This window comes from Micromonospora sp. ABR4_055 (assembly GCF_056160425.1).
The window spans coordinates 1-12,390 of the sequence record NZ_JBSWXD010000177.1 but is presented as its reverse complement, the minus strand read 5'-3'; the positions used below and the strand labels follow the sequence as shown (position 1 = coordinate 12,390).

Genomic DNA, 12,390 nt, shown 5'->3' with positions numbered 1-12,390 from the left:
GGCCCGGCGGGCCCGGTACGGCCGGGCCGCGCGGGCCGCGGTCGCCGGCCGCACCTGGGCGGCGATCGGCGACGAGTTGATCGAGCACTACCGCGCCGTGCTGGACGCACCCGGCGTCGTGGCCCGCCTGCCGGTCGCCGCCTGACCGGTCCGGTGTGACCCGGACGGGGCCCGCGGCGGCGCGGCACATAGGCTCTGCGCATGGCACGACCCGACGGACGCACCCACGCTCAGCTACGACCGGTGACCCTGACCCGCAACTGGAGCATGCACCCGGAAGGGTCGGTGCTGGTCGAGTTCGGGCAGACCAAGGTGCTCTGCACCGCGAGCGTCACCGAGGGGGTGCCCCGCTGGCGGAAGGGCTCCGGACTGGGCTGGGTGACAGCCGAGTACGCCATGCTGCCGCGCGCGACCACCACGCGGTCGGACCGCGAGAGCGTCAAGGGCCGGCTGGGCGGCCGGACCCACGAGATCTCCCGGCTGATCGGCCGCAGCCTGCGCGCCGCCGTCGACCTGAAGGCGCTCGGGGAGAACTCGATCGTGCTGGACTGCGACGTGCTGCAGGCCGACGGCGGAACCCGGACCGCCGCGATCACCGGCGGCTACGTCGCGCTGAACGACGCGGTCAACTGGCTGGCCGACCGCAAGGCGCTCAGCGGCAAGCCGGACCGGGTGATGCGGCGCTCGATCGCGGCGGTCAGCGTCGGCGTGATAGACGGCGAGCCGCGGCTGGACCTGTGCTACCTGGAGGACGTCGCGGCCGACGTGGACATGAACGTGGTCTGCACCGGCGACGGGGACTTCGTCGAGGTGCAGGGCACCGGCGAGGCGGCGGTGTTCGGCCGGGACCAGCTCGACGCCATGCTCGACCTGGCGGTCGCCGGCTGCGCCGAGCTGACCGCCGCGCAGCGTAAGGTGCTGGACCGGTGAGCGCGGCACCGGCCGGGCGTACCCGGCTGCTGCTCGCCACCCGCAACGGCAAGAAGCTGGCCGAGCTGCAGCGGATCCTGGACACCTCGCTCGGCGCCCACCGGGTCGAACTGGTCGGGCTGGCCGACCTGGAGGCCTACCCGGAGGTGCCCGAGTCCGGCCTCACCTTCGGTGAGAACGCACTGCTCAAAGCCAGGGAAGGATGCCGGTACACCGGGTTACCGACAGTCGCCGACGACTCCGGTCTGGCCGTCGACGCGCTGGGCGGGACGCCCGGAGTGTTCAGCGCCCGGTGGTCCGGCCGGCACGGCGACGACCTCGCCAACCTGAATCTGGTGCTGGCTCAGCTCGCCGACGTGCCGGACGAGCACCGGGCGGCGTCGTTCGTCTGCGCGGCGGCTCTGGTGCTGCCCGGCGGCAAGGAACACCTGGTCGAGGGACGCCAGTCCGGCCGGCTGTTGCGCGCCGGTCGCGGCGACGGCGGCTTCGGTTACGACCCGATCTTCCTCGGTGACGGCCAGGAACGGACGAACGCCGAGCTCAGCCCGGCTGAGAAGGACGCGATCAGCCATCGTGGCAAGGCATTTCGGTTGATGGCGAAGGTCGTCGCGAAGACCCTCGGATGACGCCGGTAAATTAATTAGTGCTTAGATCTCCGGTTACTCGGCGTATATCTGAGCTCACCCCCGTTAGGCTCGCGCGGCAAGCTCGTGCCACAGGGGGGCTGTTTTCTTGAGTAGACACAGATTGAGCGATGCCATCGCGCGTACCGGGTCCGGCCGTCGCCGGTTGATCGTCGGCGGCGTCAGCGCCGCGCTGCTGGCCGGCATGGTGGTCACCGCCCTGCCGTTGCTCGCCGACGACGAGGTCACCGTGTCGGCCACCGCCGACACCACCGCTACCGACGTGCCGCAGGACGGTGACAACGGGGCGAAGAGCACATTGGCCACCTGTCCCGCGCTCTGCGAGCGCAACCCGCGGGGGGCCCGGGACGCGATCGTCGAGTTCACCGTCGACCAACTGCCGAAGACCGTTCGCAATCTGCGGGTCCGTCTGCAGCTGTACTCCTGGCAGGACCTGGACGCGCGGGTCACCGCGTACCGGACCGCAGTTGACGCCCGTCAGCCGCGGCCGTCGCTGGCCGGGGCGGACGGGGTCGCCCGTACCGTCGACCGGGCGCTCGCGACGCTGCCGACGGTCCGCAAGGGCTACAACGAGTGGGACGTGTCCGCGCAGGTCGCCGGCAACGGCACCTACACGTTCGCGCTGCGCCAGACCGGGCTGAACCAACGCGTCTACTGGCCGTCGGTCGAGTACCGCGACCAGTCGATCCGGCCCCGCCTGATGATCAGCTACGAGCCGGCGGCGGAAGCGCCCAGCAGCCCGCCACCGGCCGCGGCACCCACCCCGTCCGCGCCGCCTAGCGCGCCGGTGCCGACCACGGCTGCCCCGTCGGCGTCCGCGTCGGCGTCCGCGTCGCCGACCGTCGCGCCCAGCGCGTCGGCCAGCCCGCCGGCCCCCGGCGCCGGCTGCGGCTCGGTTTCGGACCTGCTGGTGCCCGCCTGCGGTGCCTGGTGGGGGATGTACTCGCCAACCAGCGCCGCGAAGGGCTGGAACCATGGGGGTGCGGTCGCCGAGGTGGAGACTCAGGTCGGGCGCAAGTTCGACATCGTGCACCGCTATCACGACTTCTCGAACGCCGGCAGCAACGGGGCGTTCCCCGACAAGTTCGAGCAGGAGCAGATGCGTGGCGGCCGGCTCATGTTCTTCGCCTGGGAGTCCCGAATCTTCTCCTCCGGCACCACGTTGAGCTGGCGGGATGTCTACAGCGGCCGGTACGACTCGGTGATCGACGACGTGGCCGGCCGGATCAAGGCGATCGGGGTGCCGGTGTTCATGGGCTTCGACCACGAGCCGGAGGACGAGCCGGTGAAGGGCAGCGACGCCGACTTCGTCCGGGCCTGGCGGCACGTGCACCAACGCTTCGCGAAGGCCGGCGCGGACAACGCGGTGTGGGTGTGGGTGATGATGGGCTGGTCGGGGCATTACGACCGGTACGCCGGCCTCTACCCGGGCGATGCCTATGTGGACTGGGTCGGCTATGACCCGTACAACTTCTACGCCTGCAACGGCGGCAAGACCTGGAAGGATCCGCACACCACGGTCGGCGGGTTCTACCGCTGGCTGGACGAGCACCGCATCGGAGTGGGCAAACCCCGGATGCTGGCCGAGTTCGGCAGCAACTTCCACCCGGACGACCCGGCGGCCAAGCAGCGGTGGTTCGAGCAGTTCCCGGCGGCGATCAAGGCGCATCCGAAGATCAAGGCGGTGATCTACTTCAACTCCGCCGGATCGACGACCACATCGGCCACCTGCAACATGACGATGAACCACAACCCGTCCGCGCTGGCCGGATTCACCAAGGCCGGCAAGGACTCCTACTTCCGGCAGCCGCTGCCGGGTCGGAGCTGACCTGGTAGGACGCTCAGCGATCCTGGTAGAAACCCGATTGGTCGCCGTCCGATCGGTGGATGTCTGACCCGGCTGGGGTTGGCGCACGCTGTCTGAGACAATTTCCCATCTGGAGGGAAGCGTGAACCAATCCCAGCCTGGCTGGCGTCTGTCCAGCGGCCGTCGTCCGTGGGCGTTGTCCCTGGTCGCGACCGCCGCAGTGCTAACACTGATCATCGATGCGACGGCTGCGGGCGCCGCCGTCGTCCCCACCCCGGCTCCGGCCGCTCTGGTCTCGACCAATCCGGCGGACCACACTCCACACGCCCGCAACGGTGAGACCCGGGCGTTCGCCGAGATCGGCGGCGTGATCTTCGTCGGTGGCACCTTCACCGAGGTCCGGCCGACCAGCTCGGCGACCTGGGAGGCCCGGCCGTACCTGTTCGCCTACCAGCGGTCCACCGGCGCGCTGGTCGCCGGGTTCCAGCCCGACCTGGACGGTGCGGTGAACACCCTCGAGGTCACTCCGGCCGGTGAGCTGATCGTCGGCGGGGTCTTCCGCAACGTCAACGGTGAGTCCCGCCGCAACCTGGTCGCCCTCGACCCGGCGACCGGTACCACGGTGCCGTCCTGGGAGGGCCGCTCCGACGGTGGCGTCGTCCGCGACATGGAGGTCAGCGGCGACTGGCTCTACATCGGCGGTGCGTTCAACTGGGTCAACGGCACCCAGCACGCCGGGCTCGCTCGGCTGGACGTGGATACCGGCGCGATCGATCCGACCTTCGACGTCGACATCGCGGTGGGCCGGCACGACGTGCCGCCGTACGTGTGGACGCTCGACGTCGCACCCGACGGCGACACGCTGGTCTTCGGCGGCAACTTCCGAGAGGTCGAAGGACTGACCCGGGAGCAGATCGCGATGGTCGACCTGACCGGTACCCCGACCCTGGTCGACTGGGACAGCAACCACCGGTTCGCCCCGAGCTGCTCCTGGCGTACCTTCACCCACTACGTGCAGGACATCAGCTTCGGCGACGACAGCAGCTACTTCGTCGTCGGTACCAACGGGGGAGCGGGCTGGCCGACCGCGTACTGCGACGTGCTGGCCCGCTACGAGACCGCCACGCGGGGCAGCGGCCTCGACGCCACCTGGCTCAACTTCACCGGCAACGACACAATCACCTCGGTGGTGGTCCGCGACGGCATCGCCTACACCGGCGGGCATTTCCGCTGGCTGAACAACCCGAACCGCAGCGACAACGCCGGTGACGGCGCGATCGACCGGCTCGGCATCGGCGCGGTGACCGTGGCGACCGGGATGCCCGTCAACTGGAACCCGCGGCGCAGCGGCGGATCGGCGCTGCCGTCCGGCGCGAGCAGCTGGGGTTCTGCGGTGCCGGTGCTCTGGTTCGGCTCGGACGGCCTCTACTTCGGCCACAACTCCGACGGCATGGGCAACGAGTACCACGGCCGGCTGGGGATGTTCCCCGACGCGGGTGGACGGACCGTCGTGCCGCGCAACCCGCCGACCGGCGGCACCGGCTACCTCTACCTGCCGGCCGCCAACGGCGACCTGGCCAAGGTGCCGTTTGACGGCGCAACGCTTGGCACAGCGACCGTCACCAACCAGCCGAACCTGGTCGACGCGGGCGCGGTGTGGCGAGTGCACGACCGGATCTACTGGGCCCGCCCGGTCGCCGGTACCGACACCGGCAGTCGGCTGGACATCTCGATGTTCAACGGCAGCAGCGTCGGCGGTCCGTGGGAGAGCTCAGGCTACAACTCCTGGTTTGATGCGTTGTCGCTGAACGCCGCGTTCTACCTGGACGGCCGGCTCTACTACACCCGCTCCGGCAGCGGCAACAACCAGCTGTTCTACCGGTACTTCGAACTCGACGGCAACTACCTCGGCGCCACCGAGTTCACCGTACCGACTGATGGCGTCACCTGGAGCTCGGTCCGTGGCATGGCCTGGGTGGCCGGCGCCATCGTGTTCGGTTCGTCCGACGGGCGACTGCGGTCGGTGCCGTTCGACCCGACCGCCGACGTCGCGGTGGCCGGCACCTCGGTGACCGTGCTGGCCGAGCCCGACCCGGCGTTCGACTGGACCAACCGGTCGATGTTCTTCGCGGTGGAGTGACCGGGCGGCATAGCGCCCCCGGTAAGCGAGGTGGGTCGGCGGCAGCATCCCTGCTGCCGGCCCACCGGCCATTTGTAGGGTGAGGCATCGTTGCACAGGGGAGGCGGACCGGTGGGGTCGAGCACACGTCGGCATGGCGCGTTGCTGCGGGTGTTGTTCGCCGTAAAGCGGGCCTACTACCAGCTGCGCTATCCCCGGCTGCGGCTCGGCCGGGACGTCGAGATCCGGGGCCGGGTCCGGCTGCGCCGAGGGGTACGGGTGACGATCGGCGACCGGACCCGACTCAACAAGCTGGTCCGCTTCGCCGGCACGGGTGAGGTCACAGTCGGTGCCGACTGCCTGCTCAACGCCACCTGGATCGGCAGTTGGACCACCGTCGAGGTCGGCGACCGCTGTCTGTTGTCCGACTGCGAACTGATGGACAACGATTTCCACAATCTTCCGCCGCAGCTGCGGCACGCGCCGCCCGGCCCGGCGACCCGGGCACCGGTTGTCGTCGGGGACAACGTCTGGATCGGGGCGCACGTCCTGGTGATGAAGGGCGTCCGGATCGGCCACGACAGCGTCGTCGGCGCCGGCACGGTGGTTCGCGTCGACGTACCTGACCGGGTCGTCGTGATCGGCAATCCGCAGCAGATTGTGAAGAAGTTCGATGAGTGATCAGCCAGCCCGGACCGTGACCCTCACCGACCTGCTGCGGATCCCGAGTCTGCGGTGGATGACGGTTGTCGCGGGTGCCGTCACCGGTCTGCTGTTGGCGATCGGCTACCTGGTGGTGGCCCCACCCGCCGCCTCAGCCACCGCGGTCGTCGCGGTCCGGCCGGTGGTCACCGACGCCTTCACCTACCCTGGGGCCGGTGCCGACCGTTCGGTCAACATGAACGTCGAGAGTGGCATCGCGGCCAGCACCGAGGTGCTCTCCCGGATCGCCGAGGCCCGGTCTTCCGACGTCGTGGAGGTCCGCCGGGCGCTGGAGATCGAGGTCCCCACCGGCGGCCAGATCCTACGGTTCACCTACTCGACCGGCACGGTCGACGACGCCGTCGACACCGTGAACCTGGCGGCCGCTACCTACCTGCAGGTCCGCCAGGAGATGTACGAGCGGCAGCGGACCGACATGCTGGCCTCCTACGACGAGAGCATCGTCAAGGTGGCCGAGCAGCAGGACGCGGCGCAGCGGCGGGTCGCCAACGCGAACAGTACCCCGGCGGCCGACGCCGCGCTGGCCGAGTTCGGCTCGCTGAGCAATCAGTTGACCGAGCTCAACGCAGCCCGTACCGAGATCGCGGCGATCGACGTCACGCCCGGCTGGATCACCCAGAGCGCCCAGCAGCAGCTGTCCACCGACGGTCCGCCCGGGATCCTGTACCTGCTGGCCGGCCTGCTGGTCGGCGCAGTGCTCGGGGTGCTGCTGACCTACCTGCGGGAGTCGGTGGACCGGCGGATCCGCAGCGAGGCGGAGGCCAGCGAAGTCGCCGGGCTGCCGCTGCTGGGCACCGTACGCCGCCGCGGGTTGCGGGTCGACGCGCGTACCGTCGATGCCGACGTCCGGTACGTCGGCATGGCCATCGCCGAACAGCTCCGCCAAGCGGTCCGAACCCCGGTGGTGGTGATCTCGTCGCGCAACCGGGAGGACACCACCCCGATGACAGCGAGCCTCGCCGTTGCGCTCGCCGCCGACGGGCGGGACGTCTACATCGGCGACGACAGCCACCGGGTGACCGCGCTGCGCGACGCGCTGCTCGCCGACCGGCGCCGGGTGCCGTCCGGGCCGTTCGTTCCGGCGCAGCCGGGCGGTGGGGCACCGACCCCGCCGGGTGCTGCGGAGCAGCGCTCCGGCGACAGCGGCGACCCGGAGAGCACCCTGATCTTCTCCCTGCCCAACGTCGACCAGGACCATACGGTGATCCTGCCCCGGGTGACCGACACGGCGGACGCCCCGGCCGGTCCCGCCCGGCGACCGTCGCCCCGGCCGACCCCGGGTACCGGGCAGGCACGGCCGTCGGGCGGGGACCGGGCCGCGGCCGGCGATCGCCCGACCGGTGACGGCGGCCCGGTGGTGGCCACCATCCCGGTGCGTACTCTGCCGGCGGACGCGCTCACCGTCGGGGCCGGCATGGTCCGGATCGGCCTGTACGCCCAGGCGCCGCGCGACGGGGAGATCGTGCTGTTCAACGCCCCACCGGCCGAGTCGGACGAGCGTGGCGTGCGGGAGGCACGGGCCGGCACCGCGATCGTCGTGGTCGAGCGGGACCGTACCCGGCTGGCCGACCTGCGCCGGTTGACCGACCGGCTGCGTGCCGCCGGGGCCGAGCCGCTCGGCTTCGTGCTCACCGGCAGCGGCCGTGGTTGACCAGGCCCGGCACCCCCCAGCGCTGCCGATCTGGCCGCTGTGGCTGATGTTCGGCCTGGTGCCGGTCTGGTGGCTCTGCGGGCTGTTCTACTTCGGCTGGCCGGTGCTCGGCTCGCTGCTGCTGATCGTCATGTTCGTCCGGGGGCAGATCCCGTTGCCCGCCGGCGCCGGGCTCTGGCTGGCCTTCCTGGCCCTCGTGGTGGTCAGCGCCACCCAGCTGGCCGACGTCGGCGCGCTGCTCACCTTCACCTTCCGGTTGTTGTTCTACGTCACCGCGATCGTCGTCTGCTGCTACGTGTACACGATGGCGAGGGAGCGGGACGCGTTGACGGTGGTGCTCGGCCCGCTGTGCGCGTTCTTCGTCGCCCTGGTGCTGCTCGGCTGGCTCGGCCTGCTGATGCCCCGGTTCGGCATGGTCACCCCGTTCGAACTGGTGCTACCGGGTGGGTTGTCCGGCAACCCGTTCATCCGGGACATGGTGCACGCCCAGGCGACCGAGTACAGCGCCCGCTCGACCGATCCGATCTTCCGGCCGGCGGCCCCGTTCGCCTACACCAACACGTTCGGCAGCACATTTGCCATCACCCTGCCGGCGGTGGTGGCCTGCCTGCTGCTCGGTGCCCGGGGTCCGGCCCGGACGGTCCTGCTGGTCGCCCTGCCGTTGTCACTGCCGCCAGCGTTCCTGACCCTCAACCGGGGCATGTTCCTCAGCCTCGGCGTGGGGCTGGCCGTGCTCGGCCTGCGGGCCGCGGCCCGGGGCAACGTCAAGGCGTTGGCGTCCATGCTCGGGATGCTGGCCGCCGGCGGGCTGGTCACCCTGTTCATTCCAATCGGCGAGCTGATCGAGCGCCGGGTGAGTGTCAGCGACACCAACACCGACCGGCTGTCGCTCTACCTGGAGGTGCTGCGCTGGGTCCAGCGGTCACCGGTGCTCGGTTTCGGCGCACCGGTGCAGGTCGACACGGTCACCGCCGACGCGCCGATCGGCACCCAGGGTCAACTGTGGGCGGTGCTGTTCAGCCACGGTGTTCCGGCGTTGGTCTGCTTCATCGGTTGGTTCGTGATCGTCGGGCTCCGCTGCTGGCCGGCCCGGACGGCGGCCGCGCAGTGGCTCTCCGTCGTGCCGCTGATCGGCCTGGTCCAACTGCCCTTCTACGGCCTGGTCAACCAGAACCTGACTGCGATCTTCTACGTCGCCGGGGTGGCGTTGGTGCTCGTCGACCGGGAACGTCCGGGCCGCCCGCCCAGTCAGCGTCCAGTTCCGCAGCGCCTGGTCGGGGCCGTACGGTGACCGCCGAAACCGATCAGCGGGAGACCCGGCGCAGCGCCCGCAGCGGTGCCATCGGCCTGGCCGGCGCGGCGGTCAGCGGGCTGTTCGGCTTCGTCCTCGCGGTGGTCATCACCCGCGGCTACGGGCCGACCGGTGCGGGCGCGTTCTTCGCCGCCGTCGGACTGCTCACCGTGGCCACCGCGGTCTGCACCCTGGGGGCCGAGACGGGGCTGCTCTGGGCGTTGCCCCGGCGCCGTACCGGCGCCACCGGGGACGCCGCCCGGATGCTGCCGGTGGCGTTGCTGCCGCCGCTGGTGTTCGCCATCGTGGTGGCCGTCGTCGGCCTGCTGGTCGCCCCGCAGCTCGCGATCGGCCTGTTCGACCGGGCGAGCACGGACGCCGTACGCCTGGTTCAGCTCTGCGCGGTCGGGTTGCCGATGCTCGTCGCCACCGGTCTGATGCTCGCGGCCGTACGCGGGGTCCGACCGATCGGCGGCTACGTGGCCGTGCAGTTCTTCCTGCTGCCGATCGGCCGGCCGGTGCTGGTCGGCCTCGCCGCGCTGGCCAGCGGCGCGGTGCTGCTCGGGCTGGCCGGCTGGCTGGTGCCGGCGCTGGCGGCCCTGCTGGTCTGCGCCGGTCTGGTCGCCGGACCGCTCGGTCTGGGGCGCGGCGCCCGGCTGCGGGCCGGGTCGGCGGACTGGCGTGGCTTCTGGCGGTTCGCGCTGCCGAGGGCCGGCTCGGCCGCCATCGACGCCGGCAGCATGTGGATCGGGGTGCTGTTGGCGGTGGCGCTGGCCGGGCAGGCCGAGGCGGGCATCTTCGGCGCGGTCGGTCGGTACATCCTGGCCGGTCAGCTCGCCCTGCAGGGCCTGCGGGTCGCGGTCGCGCCGCAGCTGTCCCGGCTGCTCGGCGCGGACCGGCCGGCCGAGGCGGCAGCGGTGCACCGGCAGACCACCAGCTGGGCGATCGTGCTCTCCTGGCCGGTCTATCTGCTGCTGGCGGTCTTCGCACCGGGCTTCCTGAGCATCTTCGGACCGGAGTTCGCCGCTGGTGCCACGGCGATGACGGTGCTGGCCGTCGCGATGCTGGTGAACATCGCGGTCGGCAACGTGCAGACGTTGCTGCTGATGAGCGGCCACAGCGGCCTGCACCTGGTGGCCACGCTGGTGAATCTGACGGCGACGGTGTCGTTGGCGTTCTGGCTGGTGCCCCGGCACGGGGTGCTCGGCGTGGCGGTGGCCTGGGCCGCCGGGATCGTGCTGGAGAACCTGATCGCGGCGACCGCCGCCCGGCTGGTGGTCGGGCAACCACTGGTGGACCGGTCGGTGTCGGTGGCGGCGGCGGCGACGCTGGCCGGTGTCGGGGCGGTCAGCGTGGTCGCGGTCGTCGCGGCCGGCCGGGACGTGGCCGGCCTCGGAACCGCGTTGGCCCTGGTCGGCGCGGTCGTGATCGTAATGTCGGCGCTGCCGGGTGTGCGGCGCCGGGTGTGGCGCAGCGTCAGACAGAAAGGTGGGTGAGAAGGCTTTGACGTCCATCAGGGATCGTATCAAGCAGGCGGTACCGACCCAGGTGACCGACCGGGTACGCGAGTCGATGGTGCTCTACGGAGTACGTACCAGTCACCGTCGCCCGCTCCCGGACTTCCTGATCATCGGCACGAAGCGCGGCGGCACCACGTCGCTGTGGAACTACCTGATCCAGCATCCGCTGGTGCCCCGGCTGTTCCCGGCCTGGAACACCAAGGCCACCCACTACTTCGAGGAGCACTGGTCGCGGGGGGAGGCGTGGTACCGGTCGCACTTTCCCACGGATCGCCAGCGCGCCGCGCTGGCCGCCCGGTACGGCGGCCCGGTGCGCGCCGGTGAGGCCGCTCCGCTGTACATGTTCCACCCGACGGCCGCCGAGCGGGTCCAGCAACTGCTGCCCCAGGTACGGCTGATCGTGCTGCTGCGCGATCCGGTCGAGCGGGCGTACTCGCACTGGAAGGAGCGGCGGACCGAGGGCAAGGAGCCGCTGGATTTCCCGCAGGCGTTGGCGAGCGAGCCGGAGCGGACCGCCGGTGAGCGTGACCGGCTGATCGCCGATCCGAACTTCTTCTCCGAGCCGTACGACTGGTACACCTACCGGGCGCGTGGGCGCTACCTGGAGCATCTCGAGCCCTGGCTGGACCGGTTCGACCGCGCCCAGTTCCTCTTCCTGACCAGCGAGGAGTTCTACCGCGACACCCGGTCGGCCTACTTGCGTACGCTCGATTTCCTGGGCCTGCCCGGGCATGAGCTGCCGACGTTCAAGGTGTACAACGACCGCCGGTCGGCGCCGATGGACGACGCGCTGCGTGCCGAGCTGACCGCCTACTACCAGCCGCACAACGATGCGCTGGCGCAGCGGCTGGGGCTGCGGCTGGACTGGGCCGGGGCGCCGCGATGACCGGCACCGACCCACGTCGCCGCGACGATGGTCTCGGCTGGGTCACCCGGGCGGTCTTCCCGGACGAACGGGTCCGGCTGACGCTGCTGCCGGCCGGGGCGTCGCAGCCGGCGCTGGATCCGGCCGACCGGCTGCTGGCCCGGTACGCGGTGGTGCCGTCACCGGCCCGGGCCCGGTTCCTGTTGCCGTTGGGACCGCGTCGGGTGACCGCCGCCTCGGTCTGGGCGTACAACGCGCTGCGCCCGCTGCGGGTGCGACTGCCCCGGGCGTTGCTCGGTCTGGCGGCCCGGACCGGGGTGCTGCAGGTGACCCGGCCGGCGGTGCTGACCGTGTCGGCACCGGGCGGCACCGGGTCGGCCGGTGTTCCGCCGGCCGGGCCAGCCGGGCCGGAGCCGGCCGGGCAGCTGACGCTGGTCGACCATCTGGCGGCGCACTCCGGCGGGGCCCGCTGGTACGCGGCGATCGGGGTCCGTCCGCCGGACCCGAACCACAAGCCGACGGTGCAGTTGTTCGACGCGGCCGGCCGGCCACGCGGCTACGCCAAGATCGGTTGGAACGACGCCACCCGGGAACTGGTTCGTGCCGAGGCCGCCGCGTTGGCGGCGGTGGCGCCGGTCGCGGGGGTGGGCGAGCATCCGGTGGTGCCGAGGTTGCTGGCCGCAGGCGAGTGGTCCGGTCAGGCGGTCACCGTCGTCGAGCCGCTGCCCGCCGACGTGCGGGGGGTCGGGTTGGGCGAGCCGCCGCAGGTCGCGGCGGTGCTGGCGGTCGCCCGGCGGGGTGGTGCGCCGGCCGCGCCGCAGCCGCTGGCCGGCTCGGCCT

The 12,390-nt window shown here is 71.5% G+C and carries 9 protein-coding genes and 1 pseudogene; all 10 read left to right on the top strand.

The genetic code is table 11. From position 1 onward, the window contains the following. Positions 1–201 precede the first annotated feature (201 nt). Positions 202–930, top strand: coding sequence for a ribonuclease PH (gene rph, locus ACXAHD_RS28045; protein WP_281553595.1), 729 nt, complete (start codon positions 202–204; stop codon positions 928–930). Then, positions 927–1,556, top strand: coding sequence for an RdgB/HAM1 family non-canonical purine NTP pyrophosphatase (gene rdgB / locus ACXAHD_RS28040; protein ID WP_281553596.1), 630 nt, complete (start codon positions 927–929; stop codon positions 1,554–1,556). Before rph ends, rdgB begins: the two co-directional genes overlap by 4 nt. 121 nt (positions 1,557–1,677) lie before the next feature. Then, complete coding sequence (locus ACXAHD_RS28035; RefSeq protein ID WP_475054365.1) at positions 1,678–3,402, top strand: glycoside hydrolase family 26 protein; 1,725 nt, start codon at positions 1,678–1,680, stop codon at positions 3,400–3,402. Between the two features lie 181 nt (positions 3,403–3,583). Then, positions 3,584–5,521 (top strand): hypothetical protein, encoded by a 1,938-nt coding sequence (locus tag ACXAHD_RS28030; RefSeq protein WP_475054366.1) that lies wholly within the window; start codon positions 3,584–3,586, stop codon positions 5,519–5,521. Positions 5,522–5,632: 111 nt separating this feature from the next. After that, positions 5,633–6,181, top strand: a complete 549-nt coding sequence (locus ACXAHD_RS28025; RefSeq protein WP_281553598.1) for an acyltransferase — start codon at positions 5,633–5,635, stop codon at positions 6,179–6,181. Further along, on the top strand, positions 6,174–7,874 hold the full coding sequence (locus ACXAHD_RS28020; RefSeq protein ID WP_281553599.1) for a lipopolysaccharide biosynthesis protein: 1,701 nt from the start codon (positions 6,174–6,176) through the stop codon (positions 7,872–7,874). The genes ACXAHD_RS28025 and ACXAHD_RS28020 overlap by 8 nt, the downstream gene beginning before the upstream one ends. Before the next feature lie 46 nt (positions 7,875–7,920). After that, the gene (locus tag ACXAHD_RS28015; protein WP_281555467.1) at positions 7,921–9,165 is read left to right on the top strand and encodes an O-antigen ligase family protein; all 1,245 of its coding nucleotides are present in this window, start codon (positions 7,921–7,923) and stop codon (positions 9,163–9,165) included. After that, positions 9,162–10,661 (top strand): lipopolysaccharide biosynthesis protein, encoded by a 1,500-nt coding sequence (locus tag ACXAHD_RS28010; RefSeq protein ID WP_475054362.1) that lies wholly within the window; start codon positions 9,162–9,164, stop codon positions 10,659–10,661. Before ACXAHD_RS28015 ends, ACXAHD_RS28010 begins: the two co-directional genes overlap by 4 nt. Positions 10,662–10,668: 7 nt before the next feature. Beyond that, on the top strand, positions 10,669–11,571 hold the full coding sequence (locus ACXAHD_RS28005) for a sulfotransferase domain-containing protein (RefSeq protein WP_289212318.1): 903 nt from the start codon (positions 10,669–10,671) through the stop codon (positions 11,569–11,571). Then, positions 11,568–12,390, top strand: a pseudogene (locus ACXAHD_RS28000) (hypothetical protein); the annotation flags it as partial. The gene ACXAHD_RS28005 and the pseudogene ACXAHD_RS28000, both read left to right, overlap by 4 nt.

Coding starts and splice junctions, on each gene's coding strand:
- rph (WP_281553595.1), top strand. CDS start 202: ATGGCACGACCCGACGGACGCACCCACGCTCAGCTACGACCGGTGACC.
- ACXAHD_RS28020 (WP_281553599.1), top strand. CDS start 6,174: ATGAGTGATCAGCCAGCCCGGACCGTGACCCTCACCGACCTGCTGCGG.
- ACXAHD_RS28015 (WP_281555467.1), top strand. CDS start 7,921: ATGTTCGGCCTGGTGCCGGTCTGGTGGCTCTGCGGGCTGTTCTACTTC.